This is a genomic window from Arcobacter suis CECT 7833, assembly GCF_003544815.1.
Lineage (GTDB): Bacteria > Campylobacterota > Campylobacteria > Campylobacterales > Arcobacteraceae > Aliarcobacter > Aliarcobacter suis.
On sequence record NZ_CP032100.1, the window covers coordinates 1074354 to 1099667 of the forward strand.

The following is a 25314-nucleotide window of genomic DNA, read 5'->3' on the forward strand; positions in this document are numbered from 1 at the left end:
TAAGTATTTATTATTTTAATAGTTTGAAAATAAATTTCTCATTAACTATTTATTACAAACCTGATATAATGGCGAAAATTTTGAAAAACAAATTGGAGTTATTATGGGTAGAGCCTTTGAATATAGAAAAGCTGCTAAGATGAAAAGATGGGGAAATATGTCAAGAGTTTTCCCAAAATTAGCAAAAGCAATTGAAATGGCAGCAAAATCAGGAGTTCCAGATCCTGAAATGAATTCAGCATTAAGAACTGCTATTTTAAATGCTAAAGCCGAAAATATGCCAAAAACAAATATTGATGCGGCAATTAAAAGAGCAAGTGGAAAAGATTCAGCAAGTTTTGCTGAAGTAAACTTTGAAGGAAAAGGTCCTCATGGAGTTTTAATTTTTGTAGAAACTGCAACTGATAATAATACAAGAACTGTTGCAAATGTAAAAATGTATTTTAATAAAACAAATGGACAAGTTGTTCCTACTGGTTCTTTGGAATTTTTCTTCGATAGAAAAGCGATTTTTGAGTTTACAAAACCTGCTAATATGGAACTTGAAGAGTTAGAATTAGAACTTATTGATGCTGGTCTTGAAGAGATTGATGAAGAAGAAGGTTTAGTTTTAGCTTATGCAAATTATACAGATTTTGGAAATATGAATCAAAAATTTGAAGAGTTGGGAATCGAACTTACAAAAGCTGAGTTAAAAAGAATTCCAAATAATCCTCAAGAATTTACAGAAGCTCAACAAGAAGATATTGGTAAATTAATAGAAAAACTTGAAGATGACGATGATGTTCAAGCTGTTTATACAAATATCGCTTAACATTTTTAAAATATAGGAAAATTCCTATATTTTATTTTCAAATTCTTTTATATCTAATTTATCTATAAAATCATAAATAAAATCAAATAATTCTTTTGTATCTTTTTGAGTAACAATTACATGATCTGCTGAATCAATAATTTTTAAACTTTTATTGTTTGATTTTATTTTATTAAATATTTCATAAGCAGAAGTTGGATTTACAACAGGATCATCTTTTGCTTGTATTATTAATATTGGTTTTTGAATTTTTGGTAAGCTTTTTCTTATTTTTTTCATCAATAAATTTAGCTGTTCAATAGATTCAATATAATGTTTATCATAGTTAATATCTGCATTTTGAGGGGCATTATCAATGTATTCTTTTTGATATTTTTCTTCATTAAAAGCTTTTACCAAATCATTCCAAAATGAAATTGCAGGCAATAAAGTTTTTATTCTTACATCATTTAAATGCAAAGCTGCATTTATACAAACCAAACCACAAAACTCTTTGTAAGATTTTTTTGTACTTAAAAGTGCTAACAATCCACCAGTTGAAAATCCAATAATAAAAACTTTTTCGTATTTTAAAGTAGCTATTGTGATTGACCTTGAAACACTATTGTACCAATCTTGCCAACTTTTATTTTTTAAATCCTCTGGAATTGTTCCGTGTCCATCAAGTCTTGGAGTAAATACATTTAAATTTTTAGAGTTTAAAAAAAGTGCTAATTTTTCCATCTCTTTTGGAGCTGCTGAAAATCCATGAATTGCTATTATGCAAGTATTTGAATCTGAAGCTTCAAAATATTTAGGAACACCAACATTTTTGGGTTTTATATTTGGATTATTTTCATATCTTTCATAATCTTTTTCAAATTCTTCATTTTCTTGATTTTGAAGTAATAAAAGCAACTCTTCATTGTTTTTTTCTTCTTTTTTTGAAATCAATTTTTTTACTATACTTACACTTTCTTGGCTTATTAAAATTTCATTTAAAATCACTCTTAAAATGTTTTTTAATCTGATTGTATGGTGGCTATATGTGTATAATAAAATTTCTTTGTTTATTAAATAACTATCTCCATCAGGAGTTATAATATGATTATTTATAGCAACACTTAAAGCATTATCAAATTTTTCAAATTTTTCATAAGAAATTAGTTGAATTAGATTTTTATTTATATCTTCATCCAAAGATAAATTTTTATTTTTTATTTCTTGAATACTTAGATAAATCAATCTTTTAAAATAGTTGATTTCTATACTTTTTTTAGGATATAAAAACAGAATCAAAATAAAAATATGATCAAAATTTATAGTCAAAGATTCATAAATCTTATCCATAAAATCATGGGTAATTTCATATCTTAGTTGGTTGATTATTTTTTCTTGGGGAAGATTTTTTTCATATAAATCTTTTAAAATTTCTTTTGTTGAAATTGGTTTTAGGATATTTATTGTTATTTTTGAATTTAAAATAATATTACTCTCAATTTTAAGTTCTTCTTTGAAATTTCCACCCATATCTTCTAAAAGTTTTTTTGCCATATCAACCAAAAAATTATCTTCATTTCTAAGTCGTGAATAGCTTATGTTTATAGGAACAATCATGGTTTCATTTTTATTTATATCTTTACAATCATTTACAAAATATTTTTTGCTAAACTCTTCATAATTTTCAAGTTTTTTATCAAAATATTTTTGTCTAAAAAATTGAGAAGATAGCGCAAATACGGAAGCTCCTGTATAAACTCTTTGACAAGTTCCATCTATTTTTACACAAAAATTTTTATCTATTTTCGAAATATCTTTTGCTTTTACCATAATACCTTCTGGAAAAATCATCCAATCTTTACATGAAGTTATTAAATCTCCAATTATGTGTTCATTTCTATTTATTTCACTTTTTTTCATAGCTCCTAAATTGCTTAAAAAAGTTCCAAAAAAACCTTTAAAAAGTGAATCATCAGCTATTACACCAACTTTTTTATTTGTGATATTGTATAAAGTATATGGAACAAGCATTGCTTCTATTCTTGTAAAATGATTTGCAACAAACATTTTTGGATTTGAAAAAGGGATATTTTCAATCCCTTTTACTTCTATATTTGCATCTAAAATTTTTTCTAAAAGACTTAAAACATAACCATTTATGTTTATTAACAAATCTTTGTGCATTATTTTTGAGCCTTATAAATAGTTGCTTCAAATGAATCTACACTTATTACTTCTTGTTTTAAAGCGTGAGCTTTTTTCATTTTTTCTATTTCATTTGATGATAAAATATTTTTTTCTAAAAGTTGAGTTAGCATATTTTCAAAACTATCTTTTTTAATTGTTTCATTTTTGATTGATTCTTTTAGTTTTTTGAAACTTGCTTCACACTCTTTATTTTGTTTTACAGCTTCTTGAATAACATTTAATCTATCATTTTCATTTGAGCTTATAAATAAAGATGAAGTTAGTTTTTGTAAATAATCTTGATTATTTAAGTTTTTAACTATTTTTGCATTTAATTTATCTTTTGCTTTTATTGAAAATGGATTGATTTTAACTAATGGAAGTAAAAATCCTAAATATCCAATATTTGAAATAATCTCTTCTCGTGCTATTTGAATTTCATTAAAACAATAGTTACAAACATAATCAACCAAAGCTCTATCTTCTTCATTTGGATTATTCTCAAATTCCCTTAAAGTTGCAGTTATCAAATAACAATTTGATAAAATATCTCCAAATCTAGCACTTATATTCTCTCTTTTTTTAAGACTTGGTCCTAAAATTCCTAAGGCTACATTTGTTAAAAAAGTAAATTCGCTACTAACCCAAAGAAGTTTTTGTTTATATCTTTTAAATTCACCTTTTTGGTAACTAAACTTAGCTCTTGTAAAATAGAAAGCCAATGATTTTGCAAATGAGTTAAAACCTAAAGCAATATGAGCAAAAAAAGCTTTATCAAATTTTTCAATATTATTGTTTTTTAATGCAGTTATTTCTGTATAAATATATGGATGAGATTTGATTAATCCTTGTCCAAATTGCATTAAATTTCTTGTTAAGATATTTGCACCCTCAACAGTAATTGAAATAGGAATTGCAAAATAAGCATGGGCTAAAAGGTTGTTTTCACCTCTTATAATCGCACTTCCACCTAAAACATCCATTGCGTCATTTATTACTGTTCTGAATTTTTCAGTTGTATGATATTTCATAATAGAGTTTATAACTCCTGGTTTTACCCCATCATCAATAGCATCTAACGTGTAGTTTCTAGCACTATTTAACATATATGAAAAGGCTGCAATTTTTGCAATTTTTTCTTCAACACCTTCAAAATAGTTGATACTTAATCCAAATTGCTCTCTTAGTTGGCAATATGAAGCTGTAACATTTAAAGCTAGTTTTGTTCCTCCAAGACTAACACTTGGCAACGAAATTCCTCGTCCAATTGATAAAGATTCAACAAGCATTTGCCAACCTTTTCCAATACCATCTTTTTCACCTATGATATTTTCCATATCAATAATTACATCTTTTCCATAAAGTGGAGAGTTTACAAAAGGAATTCCAAGAGGATCGTGTCTTTTTGAATTATCAAGTCCAGGAGTTTTTGCATCAATTACTGCAAAAGTGATTCCTAAGTCTTCATTTTCGCCAAGTAGATGTTCAGGGTCTTTTAAAACAAATGCAAGTCCAACTAAAGTTGCAATATTCCCTAAAGTGATATATCTTTTTTCAAAGTTTAATTTGATTTTTAATTTACCATTTTCATCTTTAAAAACCACACCATTTGAAGTAATAGAAGTTGCATCACTTCCAGCATTTGGCTCAGTTAAACCAAAACAAGGAACTTGAATACCATGTGCTAAATCACTTAAATATCTATCTTTTTGTTTTAAAGTTCCATGTTTTAAAATAAGTTCAGCAGGTCCAAGTGAGTTTGGAACCATTATTGTAATTGCTAAAACTTGTGACCTTGAAACAAGTTTTTCAATAACCCTTGAGTGAGCAGTTGCAGAAAATCCAAGACCTCCATACTCCTTTGGAATAATCATTCCAAAGAATTTTTTATCTTTGATAAATTGCCAAACTTGTGGGCTTAAATCTCTATTTTGGAAAATCTCCCAATCAGTAGTCATCTCACAAAGTTCATTTACTTCATTGTCTAAAAAATCTTGTTCTTCTTTTGTTAATAAGGTAACTTTTTGAGCATTTATCTCTTTGAAATTAACTTGAGCTTTAAAAAAGTCTGCTTCAACCCAGTTTGTTCCAGCTTGTAAAGCAGCTTCTTCTGTTGTTGAGATTTTTGGCAATAAGCCTTTTTTATTTATAAAGTTTACAAGTTTTTTTGTGATTAAATTCATTCTTAAACTTGGAACTAAAAAAACAGCTCCCAAAAGAGTAAATATTGACCAAAAAATAATTCCTGTATCACATAATACAAAAGAGTAAGCACCAACTAGTGCAAAATAACTATAAAGTGGAAATGAATAAAATCCAAATACTAAAATAATAAAGAGTAAAATCAACGCTTCCATAAAACTTCTCCTGTTTCAAAATCTTCATGTTCTTCAACTAATTTGATTAAAAGATTAGATGGTGCAAATCTGCTTCCATAATCTCTTTCAAATTTTCTTAAAGATTCTAAGATATTTTTTAAACCAACTTCATTTGCATAAGTTAATAATCCACCTTTATAAGCTGGAAAACCAGTTCCCGTAATCATCGCAAAATCTATGATAGCTGCGTCACTTACAATATTTTCTTCAAGGCATCTAGCAGCTTCATTTATCATGATATAAAGGCATCTTTGAATTATTTCACTATCATCAATAATCTTACCATTGTTTGATAGCATTGAAATAACATGTTCATTTACATAATCATCTTTTCCATCATATTGATAAAAACCACCCATTTCACCTTTTTTACCAAAATATTTTGCTTCATACATTTTTTCAATTAGTGGAGCAACTGGCATTCTGTATCCATACTCTTCATGTAAAATAGAAGCTACTTTATATCCCACATCAATTCCAACTGTATCAGCAAGATTAAATGGACCCATAGGCATTCCAAAACCTTTTATTAGGTGGTCAATATGCTCTATTTTTGAACCTTCACTTACAATAAAAGCTGCTTCATTTAAATATGGAAGTAAAATTCTATTTACAATAAATCCTGCACAATTGCCTACAACTATTGGAGTTTTACCACAAGAGATTAAAAGCTCAAGAACTCTATTTATAGTCTCTTTTGAAGTATGTTTTGATGGTATTACTTCAACCAATGGCATTAAATTTACAGGGTTAAAAAAGTGAACACCAATAAAATTTTCTTTGTTTTTTAAATCTTTTCCTAATTTATTAATTGAAATAGAAGATGTGTTTGTAGCAATTATTGCATTGTCATTTAACACAGTTTCTAGTTGTTTGTAGGTCTGTTTTTTTATCTCTTCATCTTCAACTATTGCTTCAATTACAAATTCCATATTTTTAAAACCACTAAGTTTATCTGTGTATGAAATGGTATTTAATTTAAAATCCATTTGATTTTTAGTCATTTTTCTTGATTTTACTAAATAGTCATAAATCTTTGAAACATCTTTGATTATTCCATGAGCTTGTGTAATATCTCTTAGTTTAATTCTTACATCTTTTAAATATTTTGAAAATAACCAGATGATTCCTTTTCCCATTACTCCATTTCCAAAAATTGCAACATTTGAAATAGGATTAGCAGTTTTTTCATAATTTTTATTTAATTTTTCAAAAAGGAAAAATAGTTTTATTAGATTTTTTGACTCTTTTGTAACAGCTAGTCGTGAGAACTCTTCAGCTTCTTTTTTTATAGCAACTTCTAATTCTTTATTCATATTTGCTTTGATTACTTCAAGTGCTTTAAAAGGAGCTTGAAAATCAGGATTTATTTTATCTTCAAGATTTTTTAGAGCTCTTTTAAAAATAATCTCATTAAATGGAGGATAATTTAAAAGATAAAAACTTTTTCTACTTCCAAGATTTCCAGTAATTGCATTTTGTACAAAATCACCTAACATAAACTCTTTTTGAGCATCATCAAAAATAGCATCGGCAAGATTTATCTTATAAGCTTTTTTTGCGTCAACTGTTTTTCCAGTTAATATTAAATCAAGGGCTTCTAAAAGTCCTATTAATTTTGGAGTTCTAATTGTTCCTGCAAAGCCTGGGAAAATTCCTAGTTTTATCTCTGGAAATGCTAGTTTTGTTTTTTCATTTGTACTTAAAACTCTATATTTACAAGCAAGGGCAAGTTCAAGTCCACCACCCATACAAGCACCATTTATATAAGCAATTGTTGGAATTGGTAAATTTTCAAGTTTATTAAATATTTTGTGAATATTCATCAAAGCTTCATAAACTTCTTCTGAATCTTTTAGTTGCTCAATCTCTTTTATATCAGCACCAGCAATAAAAATATCTTTTTTTGCACTATCAATTACAAGTGCTTTTATTGTGTGGTCTTCTTGTACCAAAGTTAGTTTTTCATCAAACTCTTTTAATACTTCAAAAGATAATTTATTTATTTTTTCATTTTCTAAATCAAACGTAATCGTTGCTATATTTTGGTTAATTTCAAATTTTATATTGCTCATATTTATATCTCCAATAAGAAAGCAGCACCTTGTCCGCCACCTATACATAATGTTGCTAATGCTCTGTTTTTATCTCTTCTTTTTAACTCTTTTAATGCTGTTAAAACAATTCTTGCTCCACTCATTCCAACTGGATGACCAAGGGCAATTGCTCCACCATTTACATTTAAAATAGATTCATCAATCTCTCCAAGGGCAGGAGAATTAAAAGTTTTTTGGCAAAATTCTTCTGAAGCAAAAGCTTTTAAATTTGCGATAACTTGAGCTGCAAAGGCTTCATTTATCTCTATTAAATCAATATCTTTTAAAGTAATTCCAGTTTTATCAAATAGTTTTTTTGTAGCATAAACAGGACCTAATCCCATTCTATGTGCATCAAGTCCAGCATAAGAATAATCACTTATAAATCCAATAGGTTCAAGATTTAATTCTTTAGCTTTTGATTCAGTACAAACAATCAAACTACAAGCACCATCTGAAACTTGTGATGAATTTCCAGCAGTTACAGTTCCACCATCTTTTATGAAAATTGGATTTAGTTTACTTAAACTCTCGATTGTTTGGTTAAATCTTACTCCATCATCGTCTATCATTGAAGCATTTTTTGTCATAATTGGATGAATTTCATCTTTAAAAACTCCAGTTTCTATCGCTTTTTGAGCTTTTTTGTGAGAATTTAAAGCATATTCATCTTGAGCTGCTCGGCTGATTTTAAACTCATTTGCTAAATTTTCAGCTGTTATTCCCATGATTTTCCCAGAAATCGGGTCAGTTAAACCAGAAATCAAACCAATAGTTGGTTTTAAAAAGTTTAATCGAAAAGTTGTTAGAAGTTTAAATCTTTCACTAATAGATTTTGAATAGGTAAATTTTGTAATAAGATTTCTAAAATTATCACTATAAAGTAATGGAATATTACTCATAGATTCCATTCCACCAACTAGGTATAAATCACCTTGATTTGAGTTTATTTTTTCAATTGCACTTGAAATTGACTGCATTCCAGATGCGCAGTTTCTATGAACCGTATAAGCTGGTGTTGATTGTGGAAATCCAGCTCTTATTGCCATAACTCTTGCGATATTTGCTGCATTTGCAGGTTGGGCAACATTTCCCATAATCACTTCATCAAATTGTTTATAATCTAAATCATTTCGTAAAACTAACTCTTTTGTAATAATTGCACCTAAAGTATCAGCACTTATATCATTTAGTTTTCCATTTGCTTTTGCTATTGGACTTCTTAGTCCGTCTATTATGGCTATTCTTTCTTTCAATTTAAACTCCTAATACATACTATTTATAATATTTGCGTATTTTTCTTCAATTTTACTTCTACTAATTTTCATAGATGGTGTTAATTCACCAGTTTCTATGGAAATATCATTTGTTAAGATTTTGAATTTTACTATTTTTTCCCATTTATTTAAACCAGAATTCACACTATTTATATGGTTTGAAATATTCTTTAGAATATCATCTTTATTATAATATTCTTCTATTGTTAAATTCTTATTTAGTTTTTTAGCATTTTCATATTTTTCTTTATCCACAAAAAGTAGGGCAGTTGTATATTTCCTATTTTGAGAGATTACAACTGCAAACTCAATATATCTATTTTTAGAGAGTTTTTGCTCAATTTCAACTGCATTTACATACTCTCCCGTTGAAGTTTTAAATATATCTTTTAGTCTACTTTTTATAAATAAATATCCATCTTCATCCAAAAAAGCAACATCTCCCGTATGAAGCCAACCTTCACTATCAATAGTATTTTTTGTAAGTTCTTCTTGATTTAAATATCCAAGCATTAAAGAATCACCACGAACGAGAAGTTCATTGTTTTGGGTAATTTTTATTTGCGCACTTGGAATCACTTTTCCACAAGAACCAACTTTATTTGCATTTGGATAATTCGTTGAAACAACTGGCGAAAACTCTGTCATTCCATATCCTTGATAAACGGGAACTCCAATATTTACAAAGAATATTGCTATATCTTTTGATAAAGGCGCTCCACCACTTACGAGTTTATCAACCCTTGAACCAAATATTTCTCTAAATTTTGAATAAACTAATTTGTCATAAATTTTAAATAAAATAGAACTTTTATCCAAATTTTCTTTTAAAGCATAAGAAAAAGCCAAAGAAGCAATGACTCTGCTAAAAAATGGTTTTTCTAAAATTTGAGCTTTTATTTTATTAAATATTTTTTCAAGAAGCCTTGGAACTACTGTCATAATCGTAGGTTTTACAACTTTCATAAGATTTGCAACATTTAAAACATCATCTACAAAATAGATACTAATTCCACGACTCAAATAATAACTCATAACAGTTCTCTCAAAAATATGAGCCAAAGGAAGAAGTGAAAGTGAAACTTCACCTTTTGGTAAATCAATAAGTTTATTTATATCGTGAAGTTGTGAAACTATGTTTTTATGGCTTAACATTACACCTTTGGGGGTTCCTGTGTTTCCACTTGTGTAAATAATAGAAAAAATATCATCGGGATTTGCCTCAAAAGAAGTAAATCCAGTAGAATCACAAATCTGTTTTCCAATAACTAGAATTTCATCAAAGTTATAAAAATTTGGCTCTTTTATACAAAAATTGTGAGTTATAAAAGTAAGATGCGAATTATCTTTTTCTATATCTTTGAGTCTTTCTTGTGAATCTATAAACATATATTTCATAGCTGAATCTTTTATTTCAAAGTTAAGATTAGTTGTTGAGATATTTGCAAAAATAGGAACACTAATAGCTCCAACTTGTAAAATAGCAAAATCAAAAATAAGCCAAAATGGTGAAGAATTAGCAAAAATCCCAACCGTATCACCCTTTTGAATCCCCATATCTTTTAGGGCAAGACTTAAGCAAATAACTTTGTTTTTAAAATCACTTGTTGAGATATTTGTATATTTTCCATTTGATAAATAGTTTAAAAAATATTCATTATCATAGTTGTTTGATATATGTAAAAAAAGTTCACTATAGGTTTTGAAGTTGTAAGTATTCATTTTAGCTCTCCTATCATAATTCAATTATAATAATTATAACTATAAATAATTTTTTATCAAGAGAAGGGCTGAAAAATAGATATTGTTTATATTATAAACAGTAGAAATTACACATATTATATATTTGGATAAAAAATTTACTCTTTATCCAATCTCATATCTTCAAGAACTTCTAAAATATCTAAAGCATCTTCTTCACTTAGATTATTGTTTGTTATATCAAGTTCAACTTCATCAAAATATGCTTTCATCTCTTCAAGATATTTTAGTTCATCTTTATCATCTTTTGAACAATCACCACTATCGATTATGTCCATAATCTCTTCTAAATTTTCATCAAGTTCTGGAATTAATTCCTCTTTTAGAATTTTTGCAAGTTTTTCTATATTTGACATTTGTTTTCCTAAATTTTTTTTAAATGATACCAAAAATTATTAGATTGTTTTGAAATAAACTTCTTCACTTATAATATCTTTTGTTGTTTTAACTCTATCAATAAAAGCAAGTCCAATTAAATGGTCATATTCATGTTGGAAAATTCTAGCTACAAAATCTTTGAAAATTATAGTTTTTTTCTCATCATTTATGGTTTTATATTTTACTTTTATTTTGTTATATCTTGGAACTTTTGCTCTGATTCCAGGAATGCTTAAACATCCTTCCCAATCTTTATTTTTTCCCTTTGAAGTTTTGATTATTTTGGGATTTATTAAAATTAAATCTTGCATATATGGAGCATTTGGGTATCTATCATTTGGTTTTGATGAAATTATCATAATCTGTTTTGAAATAGAAATCTGAGGAGCTGCTAATCCTACTCCATTTGATTTTTTTAAAGTTGCTAGCATATATGATACAATTTTTTGTGTTTCTTCACTTTTTATATTTTTTACTTTTTTAGCTTTTAGTCTTAAAACTTTTTCTCCAAGTTTTGCTATTTTTATATCATTTGCATTAAACATTTTAAACCTTTTAACATATACAGTTATTAATTGCAAAGATTGTACATGAATTTCTATTATGAAAGCATAATCCATTTATTCAGATACAATGTGCTTATATTCGTACAAATTATAAAGGAGCTAAAATGGCAAAAGGTAAAGACTCTCAAAAAGAAGTTAAGAAAAAATCAGAAAAATCTTTAAAAGAAAAAAGAAGTGAGAAAAAAGAAAAAAAATCTACTTTTTTAAGTAAATAGAAGTTTAATAGCTTCTATTTATTTATAATTTTATTACATAATATCCTAAAAAATCTACGCAAGTTTGACCATCTTCAATTATTTTAGATTCTATTTTTATAGAAGCACTTTTTTTAGTTTCTAGTTTTTGTTTTAATAGCTTAATCTCTTCAAATGATGGTTTTTTTGTATAACAAATTATATCTTTTGTTACAGGTTTTCTAAAGCTAGTTTCATTTTTTATGATTACAATATTATTTGAATCAAAGCCTAACTCTTTTGAAATAAGCCAACATAAACTCCATGCAGAAATAATTGTTATTGTAGATAAACTTCCACCAAAAGCTGTACCTTTATCATTTATATTTATTTTAAGAGGAGCTGTTATTATTAGTTCATTTTCATTATAATCTTGAATCTTTATTTTCATCATTTTTGTTAATGGAATCTCATTATAAAGTTTGTTTTGAAGTTCTTTTGTCATTATTTACTCTTAGTTTTTAAATAAAATTAGAAGAATTTTTTTCTTACTATACTTTAGTAATACTACTAAAAAAAAATTGAACAAATAATAAAATATATGTACAATAATTGTACATATATGAGCTAATAAGAAGTAATCTTTTACTTAGAATAAAATTAAATTTACTCTATTATCTACCTTAGTGTAACTTTTATTTACATAAATAAAAACTTGTACTATTCTTTGCAAAAATTGTACATACTAATTTTTTTCTTTGTGATATAATAAATCAAACTTTCTAAAATAAAGAGGAGATAATATATGAGTTTATTAGCAAATTATAAAGCACATTCGCAAGAAAGACTTAATGAAGGTGGTTTACCTGCATTACCTTTAACTGCTGAACAAACTGCTGAATTAGTAGAATTATTAAAAGCTAATCCAGTTGTTGAAGCTGAATACTGTTTAGATTTATTTACAAACAAAATTAACCCAGGTGTTGATGATGCTGCTTATGTAAAAGCTGCATTTTTAAATGATATTGTACAAGGAAAAGTAACTTGTTCTGTAATTTCTAAAGTTCAAGCTATTGAAATTTTAGGAACAATGATGGGTGGATTTAATGTTACTCCATTAGTTGAAGCATTAAAAATTGCTGAAGTTGCTGATGCTGCTGCAAAAGAATTAAAAAATACTATCCTAGTTTATAACTCATTTAATGAAGTTAAAGATTTAATGGATGCTGGAAATGCTAAAGCTAAAGAAGTTATCGAATCATGGGCAAATGCTGAGTGGTTTACAAATAAACCAGCTTTAGAAGAAGAAATGACTTTAACTGTATATAAAATTCCTGGTGAAACAAATACAGATGATTTATCTCCTGCAACTGTTGCATTTACAAGATCTGATATTCCATTACACGCAACTGCAATGTTACAATCAAGAATGGAAAAACCATTAGAAAAAATGGCTGAATTAAAACAAAAAGGTTATCCTTTAGCTTATGTTGGTGATGTTGTTGGAACTGGATCTTCAAGAAAATCAGGAATCAACTCAGTTCAATGGCACATGGGTAGAGATATTCCAGGTGTTCCAAATAAAAGAACTGGTGGGGTTGTATTAGGTTCTATTATTGCTCCAATTTTCTTTAATACTGCAGAAGATTCAGGATGTTTACCAATTGAAGCTAGCGTTGATGCTTTAGAAACTGGTGATGTTATTACAATTAAGCCATACGCTGGTGTAATTGAAAAAGATGGTGCTGTTGTTTCTAAATTTACTTTAGCTCCAAATACTTTAACAGACGAAATGAGAGCTGGTGGAAGAATTCCTTTAATTATTGGAAAAGGTTTAACTGCAAAAGCTAGAGCTGCATTAGGTTTAGGTGCTTCAACTGCATTTATTGCTGCTTCTCAACCAGCTGATAATGGAAAAGGGTTTACTCAAGCTCAAAAAATGGTTGGAAAAGCTTGTGGTGTTGCAGGTGTTAAACCAGGTATGTATGTTGAGCCAATCGCTACAACTGTAGGATCTCAAGATACAACTGGACCAATGACTAGAGATGAAATTAAAGAACTTGCTGCACTTTCTTTTGGTGCTGATATGGTTATGCAATCATTCTGTCACACTGCTGCTTACCCAAAACCAGCTGACATTAAATTAAGACATACTTTACCAGAATTTATTTCTTCAAGAGGTGGAGTTACATTAAGACCAGGTGATGGTGTTATTCACTCATGGTTAAATAGATTATGTTTACCAGATACTGTTGGTACTGGTGGAGATTCTCATACAAGATTCCCAATTGGTATTTCATTCCCAGCAGGATCAGGATTAATCGCATTCGCAGGTGTTACAGGTATGATGCCTTTAACTATGCCAGAATCTGTATTAGTAAGATTCAAAGGTGAAATGCAACCAGGAATTACTTTAAGAGATTTAGTTAATGCTATTCCTTACCAAGCTATTCAAGATGGTTTATTAACTGTTGAGAAAAAAGGTAAGAAAAATGTATTTGCTGGAACAATCGTTGAAATTCAAGGTTTACCAGACTTAAAAGTTGAGCAAGCATTTGAATTATCAGATTCAGCTGCAGAAAGATCAGCAGCTGCTTGTTCTGTTCAATTAAATAAAGAACCAATTATTGAATATCTATCTTCAAACATTGCTTTAATTGAAAAAATGATTGAAGAAGGTTATGAAGATGCTAAAACTCTTCAAAGAAGAGCGGATAAAATGAGAGAATGGATTAAAAACCCAGTATTATTAACTCCTGACGCTGATGCTGAATATAAAGCAATCATTGAAATTGATTTAAATACAATTACTGAGCCAATCTTAGCTTGTCCAAACGATCCAGATGATGTTGATACATTAACAAACATCAACAATGATCCAAAAAGAATTAAAAAAATCGACGAAGTATTCGTAGGTTCTTGTATGACTAATATTGGATTATTCAGAGCTTTAGGTGAAGTGCTTAAAGGTGAGGGTGAAGTTCCTGCTAAACTATGGGTTGCACCACCAACAAAAATGGATAAAGAACAATTAACTGAAGAGGGTTATTATTCAATCTTTGCAGCAGCTGGTGCAAGATTAGAAATTCCTGGATGTTCTTTATGTATGGGTAACCAAGCTCAAGTTTCTGAAGGTTCTGCTGTATTCTCTACGTCTACAAGAAACTTCGATAACAGACTTGGTAAAAACTCTCAAGTTTATTTAGGTTCTGCTGAAGTTGCCGCTGTTGCTGCACTTTTAGGAAGATTACCATCTGTTAAAGAGTATATGGAAATCGTACCTAAGAAAATTACAGAGAAAAACAAAGAGGGTGTTTATAAATACTTAAACTTCCACCAAGTTACTTCTGAGCAATTAACTAACTTAGTTCACTCTTAATAGTTATTTATGAGATTTAAAAACCGAGGTCTTGCACCTCGGTTTTTTTATATATGTACTTTTGGTAATAAAATAAATTTATAGTTAAAAGAAGAAATTATGTTCAAAAAAAATATATGTGTGATTGCCGTTTTAGCTCTATTTACAGGTTGTGTTCAAAAAGATTTTAGTATGAACAGTTATGATTTATCTAATCATTGGTTTAATGTTAAAAGTTTAAATGACAATAAAGTTGTTTTGAATAAAAATTTTACAGAACAATATAATGATGGTTCAAGAACAAGTACTTATACAGATTTTAATCTATATAAAAAAAGCAACATAGATTTGAATCAAGTAGAACAGTATACTTTTTTTGAGGATATAAATAAACAAAATTACAAAACAATGCTTTCTAATAAAAGTGTTGATTTAAAATATAATATTTTTCAAAATGAAATAAAAGAGAAGTTTTATGTAGATGAACAACAAATTTCTTCTTACAAAAGAAATATAAGAATTAAAGATAAAGTTATTGAAGAAAATGATATCGATGGGAATATGTTAATTTGTACATTTTCTAACTATTATGAAAATATGAGTATAAAAGACAAAATTAACGAATTCTTTAAATCAAAATATTCTGTAAAAAATAAAGATTATAAGAATGTTATTGAATTATCATGTCAAGATAGTTATGTAGATGGTGAATATCATATTTATATGGCAAAAGATATAGGAATCGTATTATTTATGAGAAAAGATAAAGATGATGGTAGTTTAGAAGAATCTTTTTCTATACTTGATACACAAACTATTTTAGATTAAAATCTATATGTATTATATATTCTCAAGTACTAACTTGAGAATATATTCAAAACTAAATAAATTCTTTTTAATAATGTTGACAATTATTCTTATTTGTTATACAATTCTTAATATTAGTTTAAAAAGGATTTATTATGATAATAGAAAATTCACAAGTTAGTCTTTACTCTAAAACTCAATTTAGTTTTGTACACTCGCAAAGTACATCTGTAGAATCTCATTATGAAGAAAATAATGTAAATGAAAATAATATTACAGCTATTAGCTTACAAGAATCTTATTCATTCATGACTCAAAATAGTCGTGCTGTTTATGATTATGAAGATAATCTAAGTTTTGAAGATCGTATAAAAAAATTATTGATTGAAATATTACTTGGGCGACTTAATGGAGAAAAAGCAGATACTTCCATATATCCAAATAAGAAGTATAATGTAATCAAAAATGATTTTTCAAACTCAACAAATCCTTATAAAATACAACAATCAAATGAAAAAGAACTTAAAGCAATAGTATTTAATACACAAGAACAATATTACCAAAAACAGGCTATAGAGTTTTCTTCTTCTGTAAAAATCCAAACACCAACTCAATCATTTGAGATGAATATTGACCTTTCTTTTTCTCAGGAATTTTATGAATCACAAAGCACTCAAATAATTGTTGGAGATAAAAGTTTTATTGATCCCTTGGTGATTAATTATGATGAAGATGTTAATCCTTTTGCAAATATAAGTAATTTACATTTCGCATTTGATTTAGATAATGATGGAATTACTGAAATGATTCCTCAACTCAAACTTGGTGCTGGTTTTTTAGCTTTAGATAAAAATGAGAATGAAAAAATTGATAATGGTAGTGAACTTTTTGGACCAACTACAAATAATGGTTTTGCTGAACTTGCTTTATATGATGAGGATAAAAATAATTGGATAGATGAAAAAGATGCTGTTTTTGATAAACTCAAAGTTTACAGTATAGATGAAAATGGAAATCATTCTTTAGTCTCACTTATTGATAGAAATGTAGGTGCAATTTATTTAGGAGATGTACAAAGTGGATTTAAATATCAAAGCGCTATGAACCAAACTGATGCGTTACAAAAAAGCAATGGAATCTTTGTGAAAGAAGATGGTTCAGGACTAGGAGTTGTAAACTCAATTGATGTAGTTGCTTAACTACATCAATATTATTACAATTAGTTTAATTTTTAACTTTTAATAGTTATAATGCAAATAAATTTAACATATTAAGAGGTATTTAATGAATTCCAAATATAAAATTGTTATTCTAATTAGTTTATTACTTATAACACTTTCTATATCAATAACTTTTATTAATTATTTTGTTTCATTAAATAGTACAGAAAAACATTTAAAAACACAGTCATTACCACTTTCTTTAGATAATATTTATACAGAAATTCAAAAACATATTATTGAACCTTATTTAGTATCTTCAATGATGGCAAATGATACTTTTGTACAAGATTGGATATTAAATGATGAAGTTAATAATCATAAAATAAAAGAATATTTAGATGCAGTAAAAAATAAATATGCTATGTTTGCAACATTTTTGGTATCTGAAAAATCAGGTAATTATTATACTCAAGATGGCTTACTTGAAAAAATTGAAAAAGAAAATCCTAATAATTCTTGGTATTTTAAATTTAAACATATTCAAGAAAGCCATGAAATAAATTTAGATTTTAATAAAAATTTATCAAATTCTTTAATTATGTTTATAAATTATAAAATATTTGATAAAAAATATTCTTATATTGGAGCAACAGGTGTTGCTTTAAAAATTTCATATATTAATGATATGTTAAAAACATTTAGACAGAAATATCATTTTAGAGTATATTTCTTGGATGAAAAAGGTGATATTGTTTTATCTGAAAGAGATATTATTCATGAAAAAAATATTGATGAATTACCTAATTTAAGAAAATATAAAAATGAGATTATTTCAAAAGAACCTCTAAATTTAGAGTATGAGAACAATAATAAAAAAATTCTTTTAAATACTAAATATATACCTGAACTAAATTTATATTTATTAGTTGAAGCTAATCTTGATGATTTTATTACTGATGTAAAAGATATATTTTATATCAATCTTTTTGTTTCCTTATTCTTTACATTTTTTGTTACGGTTATTATAATTTATGTGATTAGAAAATATAATAAAAAATTAGAGCACTTAGCTGATAATGATTTATTAACAAATGTAAATAATCGTAGAGTTTTTAATTCAAAATTAGAACACTCTATTTTAATTCATCAACGACATAATCAATCTATGAATTTACTTTTTCTTGATATAGATAATTTTAAAGATATTAATGATAAGTTTGGACATGCAACAGGAGATAAAGCTCTTATTAGAATTGCAAGCATATTGAAAAATAATATACGAAAAAGTGATTTGTTAGCAAGATGGGGAGGAGAAGAATTTGTTATTGCTTATGTAAATAGTTCATTTGAAGATTCTTTAATTGCTACAGAAAAATTGAAAAATTTAATAGAAAATGATTATATATTAAAAGAATTAAATCAATCAATTATAACAGCTAGTTTTGGATTAACAGCATTAAAAAATGACGATAATATGGATGATTTGATAAATAGAGCTGATATGGCGATGTATGAATCTAAAAATAATGGTAAAAATAAAATATCAATAATAAATTAAATTCATAACCAATTAATAATAAATGTATTATCATAAAAAAAATTTTTAAAGGATAAAAGATTTCTACTACTAAAGAAAATAAAAAAAATAATATTATACAAAATGCTTTAAAACTTTTTTCACAAAAAGGTTTCTATAATACTACAATTCCAGATATTGCAAAAGCTATGAGTATGAGTGTTGGAAATATGTACAACTATTTCTCTTCAAAAGAAGAACTTGCAAAATTTGCTATAAAATACTCAACAAATATTTTAGCTGATGAACTAAAACAGATTAATAACATGGATATAACTTCAAAAGAAAAAATATATTTATTTGTATTAAAATATTTAGAAAATGTTCAAAAATCACCAGAAGTTATTGAATATTTTTTAAGAGTTTATTTATCAAATAGAGAGGTTTTCAAACAAGGTTGTGAAGGATTCTTATGTGTGGGAGAGTTTGTAACTGAAGTTATGATTTTATTAGAAGAAGGTGCTAGTAAAAAAGAGTTTAGAGAACAAGAATTCTTTCCTGCTTTTAGTATGATTATGGGATGTTTAGGTGGTTTTGCCTTTTTAAGTGGAGAGAATGTCTTAGACAAAGAGTTACTTTCATATTCAGATGCAGTGGCAGAGAATATATATCGTGCTTTGAAGTATGACAACTAAAAAAAAACCAACTATTGTCTGGTTTTGCGCAATTACATGTAATGGAAATACCCATTCCTTATTAAGTGCCAACTCAAGTAGATTTGAACTTCTTTTAAATAGTTTTGATTTTATATATCATCCAAGTTTGACTATTGATAAATCGCTTGAAGATATATTAAATCAAGAAGAGAAAATAGACTTTTTATTAGTAGAAGGTTCTATTTCTTCAAATAAAGATTTTTTTACAATTAATGAAGATTCAACTTTTAATCACTTAAATAAATTAGCATCAAAAGCAAATTATATAATTTCTGTTGGTTCTTGCGCTTCTTTTGGTGGAGTTCATGCTAAATTTATTCAAAATGATGATATTTGTAGTATTAATAAAGCTATCAACAAAGATATTATCAAAAATCTAAAACACAATATTATAAATCTTACTGGTTGTCCAGTTCATCCAGAATGGATTTTACAAACTTTATTTACATTAAAAACTTATGGAAAAATAGCAATTGATGAAATTGGACGACCAAAAGAATTATATGGAACTTTAGCCCATCATGGATGTACAAGAAATGAATATTTTGAATGGAAAGTTGAAGGAAATTTTGGACAAAAAGAGGGATGTTTATTTTATAGTCAAGGTTGTCGTGGTCCTATGACTCATAGTTCATGTAATAAAATTTTATGGAATGAAGTAAGTTCAAAAACAAGAATTGGAATGCCTTGTATTGGATGTACCGAAGCTGATTTCCCAAGAAATGATATGTTAGAAACTAAAAAAAATATAGGAATTCCCCATGAAGTTCCTCTTGGAATCTCAAAAAGAGCATATTTAAGTATGAGTGGAGTAGCTAAAACTTTTAAAATAGATAGACTTCATAAAAAATTAATGGAGTAATAGTGAAAACAATAGATTTAGTGGAAAGAATCGAAGGTGAAGCAAAACTTCATTGTACTTGGGTAGATGAAAAAGTAAAAGATGCAAGAATTGATTTTTTAAATTTTAGAGGATTTGAATATATATTAGAAGGAAAAACACCTTTAGATGCTTTAATTTATACTCCAAGAATCTGTGGAATTTGCGGACAAGCTCACTTAAAAGCAACAGTTGAAGCTTTAGAAAATGTTTATGAAAATATAAATGAAAAATTACAAATCACACCAAAAGCAAAACTTTTAAGGGAAATAGGATTAAATATCGAGATAATTGATTCCCATTTAAAATGGTTTTATATGTTCATAATGCCTGATATTATAAAACTAGATACTAATGATTTGGGAATTTATGCACCTTTAAAAGGTTCAAGATGGTTAGAAGCTCAAAAAAGTGCTAGTGAAACTATAAAAGCTTTAGCCATAATTGGGGGACAATGGCCACATACTTCATATATGCTTCCTGGTGGAGTCATGAGTGATCCTACAAAACTTGATTTAGTTATGATGCAAAATTATCTTCAAAATACAATTAGTTTTTTTGAAAAATCTATAAGTGGAACAGCTTTAGAAAATTATTTAGCCTTTGATGGCATTGATAATTTAGAAAATTTAGGTGCAGATTTAAAATATTTTAAAGATTTATCATTTAAATATTCCCTTGAAAATTATGGAAAATCTTATAATAGATTTATCACATTAGGAGAATCAAGTTTATTTAAAAGTGGAAAAATAAAACAAAGATTAGTGTATAAATTAGACTTTTCAAAAATAGTTGAAGATACTAGTTACTCTTTTTCTATAAACAAAGAAGAAAATAATTCTTTAAAACATACTTGGTCAAAATCAGTAGCTTATGATGAAAACTTTTTTGAAACAGGTCCTTTATCAAGAGCTATTATTTCAAATAGAAAATTTATAAAAGAGATACACAAAACTTTTGAAGATTCGGTATTTACAAGAGTAATGGCAAGAATGGACGAATTAGCATTTTTACTTTTTGAAACTAATAATCTAATTTCACAAGTTGATATTTCACAGCTTTCTTACATAAAACCAAAAATTTCATTAAAAGATATTGATGAAGCTAAGGGAATAGCAGTTATTGAAGCTTGTAGAGGCTCATTGTTTCATAATATAAGTATAGAAAAAGGTTTGATTAAATCTTATGATGTAATAACTCCTACAGTTTGGAACTTAGGTCCAAAAAGTAAAACTCAAAAAGGAATAGCACAAAAAGCAATTATTGGTTCTCCAAGTATAGAAATTGCAAAAATTGTATTAAGAAGTTTTGATGTTTGTTCAGTTTGTACTACCCATTAATTTATAAAAAAAGTGTATATTTGTAACAATATAAAAAAATATTTAACTTCTTCTATTCTTATGTACTTTTAGAACTAAAATTATAATAAACACCATAAAATCAAACAATAACTCATCCTATTTAATACAAATAGTTATAAAGCTATATTAATGCTATTCTTTAGAATATTTAGTTAAGAAAAGAATAAGTTTTATGCAGATATTTTACAATTAAGTAAATGAATGTTCATTTTAATAAGGGAGTAATGTATGATTGATTCGCAAGATATGGTAAAAAAAGTTTTTACCCAAAAATCAGGAAGAGTTGAAACAAATAAGGGTGAAGAATATTATAACTCTTTATTTGAAAAGGTTAAAAATCGTTTATCAGTATTAAAAGCGCAACCTGCACTTAAAGATATTGATATGATGGATGTAATAGAAAGTGAAGGTGTAAATAGAAGAGATTTCATGAAGTGGGTTAGTGCTACAACTGCAACACTTATGTTACCTCCTATGTTTGCACCACTTGTTGCAGAAGCTACTGAACTTATGAATAGAGTTCCTGTTATTTGGATTGAATTACAAGACTGTGCTGGAAATTCAGAAGCGCTTTTAAGAAGTTCAGCTCCAACTGTTGATGATTTGTTATTTGATGTTTTAAGTTTAGAATATCATGAAACACTTCAAGCATGTGCTGGACATGATGCTGATAAACAACTTGAAGAAGCTGTTGAGCATTTCAAAGGTAAATATTTACTTTTTGTTGAAGGTGCAATTCCAATGGCTATGAATGGTCAATATGGAACTGTTGGTGCAAGTGGAGAGACTTTCCATGATCATCTTGTAAGAATGGCAAAAGATTCAGCAGCAGTTGTAGCTGTGGGAACTTGTGCAACATTCGGAGGAATTCCTGCTGCTGCTCCAAATCCAACAGGTGCTGTTGGAGTTATGGATATAGTAAAAGGTAAACCAATTATCAATATTCCAGCATGTCCTGCAAATCCTGCAAATATGGTTGGTGTTGTATTACATTATGTTTTAACTGGGCAAGTTCCTGAACTTGATTCTTTATTAAGACCAAAATTCGCATTTGGATATAGAATTCACGATAACTGTGAAAGAAGAGCTCACTTTGATGCTGGTGAATTTGTAGAAGAGTGGGGAGATGAAGGTGCTAAAAATAACTTCTGTTTATATAAAGTTGGATGTAAAGGTCCAATGACTTTTAATAACTGTTCAATAATTAGATATAACGAAGGTACAAACTGGCCTATTGGTGTTGGTCGAGGATGTATTGGATGTTCTGAGCCAGATTTCTGGGATAAATATGCTTATGAAAGACCAATGGCAGATGCAAAAATCAAAGCACCAACTGGTGGAGTTGAAAAAACTGTTGATGAGTTTGGTTTAGGATTATTAACAGCGACAGCTATTGGTATTGGAGTTCATGCAGTTGCAAGTGTAGTTGCTGGTAAAAAATCAAATGAAGGGGAAGAAAAATAATGGCAAAAAAACATTTAGTAATAGATCCAATTACAAGAATAGAAGGACATCTTAGAATTGAAGCAATTATAGATGAAAATAATGTTGTAGTAGACGCATACTCTTCTTCAACAATGTTCAGAGGAATTGAAGAAATTTTAAAAGGAAGAGACCCAAGAGATTGTGGTTTATTAGCAATGAGAATTTGTGGAGTTTGTACAGGAACTCATTACCAAAGAAGTATTGAAGCGGTTGAGCATGCATTTAAAATTACAATTCCAAAAAATGCAAGATTAGTAAGAAACCTAATTCAAGGTGCATTATATTTACATGATCATATTGTGCATTTTTATCATTTACATGCGCTTGACTGGGTTGATATTACAGAAGCTTTAAAAGCTGACCCTAAAAAAACAGTAGCTGAGGCTCAAAAATGGGCAAAAGTTTCAGGTCAAAGACCATGGAATGCTAGCGAAGATGTATATTCAGCTGTTCAAGAAAGAGTTACAAGATATGTAAAACAAGGAAGACTTGGAATCTTTGGAAACGCATATTGGGGTTCAAAAGGATTTAAACTAACTCCTGAGCAAAACTTAATCGGACTTTCTCATTATTTAGATGCTTTAGAATTACAAAGAGATTTAGCAAAAATGATGGCTATTTTTGGTGGTAAAAATCCACATCCACAATCTTTTGTTGTAGGTGGAGTAACTTGTGTTCAAGATATTAAGAACCCAGCAAGAATCGCAGAATTTAAACAAATTCTAAAAAGAGGTCAAAAGTTTACTAAAGAAGCATATTTACCAGATGTTTATATGGCAGGAACTATGTATGCTGGAGAAGCTTTAGAAGGAATTGGTGGTGGTTTAGGAAACTATATGTGTTATGGAGACTTTAGACTTGATGATACACCATTCTATGAAGCAGCAAAACTATTCCCATCAGGAATTGTAAAAAATAAAGATTTAACAAAAGTTTTTGAAATAGACCAAACAAAAATTACAGAAGATGTAACTCATGCTTGGTATGAAGGAACTACAAATCTTCATCCATTTGAAGGTGTTACAAAACCAAACTATACAGGATTTGGTAAAAAAGAAGATAATATCGCTTATCTTGACACAACTAAAAAATACTCTTGGATTAAATCTCCATTATACGATGATGAAAGAATGGAAGTTGGACCACTTGCAAGGATGATTATAGGTGTTGCTAAAGGTGATGCTAGAATTACAAAATATGTAACAACATTCTTAAAAAATGGAAATTTACCAACAACTGTATTATTTTCAACAGTTGGTAGAACTGCAGCTCGTGCAATTGAGACTGAACTTATGGCTGATGTTATGTTAGAATGGGTTGATGAATTAGCTTTAAATGTAGCTCATGGAGATTTATCAACATGGACTGAATTTAACTTTGATAATGTTTCAAAAGATGCTCAAGGTTATGGAATGGCTGAAGCTCCAAGAGGTGGTTTAGGTCATTGGATTAAAATCAAAGATGGAAAAGTTGCAAACTATCAAGCGGTAGTTCCATCAACTTGGAATGCAGCTCCAAGAGATTACAAAGGAAGAATGGGTGCTTATGAATCAGCATTAATTGGTACAAAAGTAGCAAATGTAGATCAACCACTAGAGATTTTAAGAACAATTCATAGTTTTGACCCTTGTATTGCTTGTGCTGTACATATTGTTGATACAAAAGGAAAAGAATTAGGTGTTTATAAAGTAGATCCAATTGGAGGAACAAGCCGTGCCTAACATTAAAGAGGTTAAAAGAATGACTGGAACTATGCGAATCATTCACTGGTTGAATGCAATTTGCATGGTGGTAGCAGTTATAACCGGTTTATATATAGGTCACCCTTATTATCAATCATTTATTGCAGATCCAGCAGTGGATAAGTATGTAATGGCTTGGAATAGATGGGGGCATTTTATTGTTGCAATTATCTTTGATGTAACTGCTGTATTAATAGGTTATTTATATTTCTTTTCAAGATTTGAAAAACCTTATAAAAAACTAATACCAACTGTAAAAAATATAGTTGAATTTTGTGAAGTATTTTTAAATCTAATTACTTTTAATAGAAGAAAGAAATTTGATTCATCACATAGTGATAGTTATAATATTGTATTTTTTACAATTTTTCATATACTATTAGTATTTATGTTATTTAGCGGACTTCAACTTTATGTTCATGGATTAGCATCAGGTGAGAGTTCAATTGGAGCTTGGTGGCCTTGGATGCTTCACTTTACAACTGATTGGACTTTAAGTGTATTTGGTGGAAATATGGGAGTTAGAATTGCTCATCATACATCAATGTATTTAATTTTAGTTTGGGTAATGTGTCATATTTATTACCAAATCTGGAGAACAATATTCTGGAAAGAGGGTGACATTGCAATTGTCATTGGCGGAAGTAAATTTGTAAGAGAAGAAGAAAAATAGGTAA

Annotated in this window: 19 protein-coding genes; 11 read left to right on the top strand and 8 right to left on the bottom strand. The window is 28.0% G+C overall.

All coding sequences use genetic code 11. The features are described 5' to 3' along the window. Positions 1-103 precede the first annotated feature (103 nt). On the top strand, positions 104-814 hold the full coding sequence (locus tag ASUIS_RS05560; RefSeq protein ID WP_118886080.1) for a YebC/PmpR family DNA-binding transcriptional regulator: 711 nt from the start codon (positions 104-106) through the stop codon (positions 812-814). Between the two features lie 24 nt (positions 815-838). Here ASUIS_RS05560 and ASUIS_RS05565 read toward each other — a convergent pair whose 3' ends face one another. The 8 genes from ASUIS_RS05565 to ASUIS_RS05600 all read right to left on the bottom strand — a co-directional run bounded on the left by ASUIS_RS05565 (position 839) and on the right by ASUIS_RS05600 (position 12114). Then, entirely contained in the window at positions 839-2977 is a 2139-nt protein-coding gene (locus ASUIS_RS05565; protein ID WP_118886081.1) for an alpha/beta fold hydrolase, read from the bottom strand. After that, a complete protein-coding gene (locus ASUIS_RS05570; protein ID WP_118886082.1) occupies positions 2977-5337 on the bottom strand; it encodes an acyl-CoA dehydrogenase in 2361 nt (786 codons plus the stop codon). Before ASUIS_RS05570 ends, ASUIS_RS05565 begins: the two co-directional genes overlap by 1 nt. Continuing rightward, the gene (locus ASUIS_RS05575) at positions 5325-7433 is read right to left on the bottom strand and encodes a 3-hydroxyacyl-CoA dehydrogenase NAD-binding domain-containing protein (RefSeq protein WP_118886083.1); all 2109 of its coding nucleotides are present in this window, start codon (positions 7431-7433) and stop codon (positions 5325-5327) included. Before ASUIS_RS05575 ends, ASUIS_RS05570 begins: the two co-directional genes overlap by 13 nt. A gap of 2 nt (positions 7434-7435) precedes the next feature. Then, positions 7436-8710 carry a thiolase family protein gene (locus tag ASUIS_RS05580; protein ID WP_118886084.1) on the bottom strand — a complete coding sequence of 425 codons (1275 nt, stop codon included), beginning with the start codon at positions 8708-8710 and terminating at the stop codon, positions 7436-7438. Positions 8711-8719: 9 nt separating this feature from the next. Next, a complete protein-coding gene (locus ASUIS_RS05585; protein ID WP_118886085.1) occupies positions 8720-10453 on the bottom strand; it encodes an AMP-dependent synthetase/ligase in 1734 nt (577 codons plus the stop codon). Positions 10454-10590: 137 nt separating this feature from the next. Further along, complete coding sequence (locus ASUIS_RS05590) at positions 10591-10848, bottom strand: hypothetical protein (protein ID WP_118886086.1); 258 nt, start codon at positions 10846-10848, stop codon at positions 10591-10593. A 39-nt stretch (positions 10849-10887) separates the two neighbouring features. Then, entirely contained in the window at positions 10888-11415 is a 528-nt protein-coding gene (gene def, locus ASUIS_RS05595) for a peptide deformylase (RefSeq protein ID WP_118886087.1), read from the bottom strand. Between the two features lie 258 nt (positions 11416-11673). Continuing rightward, a complete protein-coding gene (locus tag ASUIS_RS05600; RefSeq protein ID WP_118886088.1) occupies positions 11674-12114 on the bottom strand; it encodes a YiiD C-terminal domain-containing protein in 441 nt (146 codons plus the stop codon). Positions 12115-12414: 300 nt separating this feature from the next. Between ASUIS_RS05600 and ASUIS_RS05605 the strand changes: the two genes are divergently transcribed. The 10 genes from ASUIS_RS05605 (at position 12415) to ASUIS_RS05650 (ending at position 25310) form a co-directional block, all read left to right on the top strand. Continuing rightward, entirely contained in the window at positions 12415-14988 is a 2574-nt protein-coding gene (locus tag ASUIS_RS05605) for a bifunctional aconitate hydratase 2/2-methylisocitrate dehydratase (RefSeq protein ID WP_118886089.1), read from the top strand. 99 nt (positions 14989-15087) lie between these two features. Then, positions 15088-15795, top strand: coding sequence for a hypothetical protein (locus ASUIS_RS05610; RefSeq protein ID WP_118886090.1), 708 nt, complete (start codon positions 15088-15090; stop codon positions 15793-15795). A gap of 134 nt (positions 15796-15929) precedes the next feature. Then, positions 15930-16973, top strand: a complete 1044-nt coding sequence (locus ASUIS_RS05615; protein WP_118886091.1) for a hypothetical protein — start codon at positions 15930-15932, stop codon at positions 16971-16973. Positions 16974-17058: 85 nt separating this feature from the next. Then, positions 17059-18495: a sensor domain-containing diguanylate cyclase gene (locus ASUIS_RS05620; protein WP_118886092.1), complete on the top strand. Its 1437-nt coding sequence runs from the start codon at positions 17059-17061 to the stop codon at positions 18493-18495. Between the two features lie 95 nt (positions 18496-18590). Then, positions 18591-19148: a TetR/AcrR family transcriptional regulator gene (locus tag ASUIS_RS05625; protein ID WP_226800044.1), complete on the top strand. Its 558-nt coding sequence runs from the start codon at positions 18591-18593 to the stop codon at positions 19146-19148. Next, complete coding sequence (locus tag ASUIS_RS05630; RefSeq protein WP_118886094.1) at positions 19138-20031, top strand: NADH-quinone oxidoreductase subunit B family protein; 894 nt, start codon at positions 19138-19140, stop codon at positions 20029-20031. Before ASUIS_RS05625 ends, ASUIS_RS05630 begins: the two co-directional genes overlap by 11 nt. Positions 20032-20033: 2 nt before the next feature. Beyond that, the gene (locus tag ASUIS_RS05635) at positions 20034-21389 is read left to right on the top strand and encodes a nickel-dependent hydrogenase large subunit (protein ID WP_118886095.1); all 1356 of its coding nucleotides are present in this window, start codon (positions 20034-20036) and stop codon (positions 21387-21389) included. Positions 21390-21638: 249 nt separating this feature from the next. Next, a complete protein-coding gene (locus tag ASUIS_RS05640; RefSeq protein ID WP_118886096.1) occupies positions 21639-22874 on the top strand; it encodes a hydrogenase small subunit in 1236 nt (411 codons plus the stop codon). Then, complete coding sequence (locus tag ASUIS_RS05645) at positions 22874-24616, top strand: nickel-dependent hydrogenase large subunit (protein WP_118886097.1); 1743 nt, start codon at positions 22874-22876, stop codon at positions 24614-24616. Before ASUIS_RS05640 ends, ASUIS_RS05645 begins: the two co-directional genes overlap by 1 nt. Positions 24617-24635: 19 nt before the next feature. Further along, on the top strand, positions 24636-25310 hold the full coding sequence (locus ASUIS_RS05650) for a cytochrome b/b6 domain-containing protein (RefSeq protein WP_118886098.1): 675 nt from the start codon (positions 24636-24638) through the stop codon (positions 25308-25310). Positions 25311-25314 lie beyond the last annotated feature (4 nt).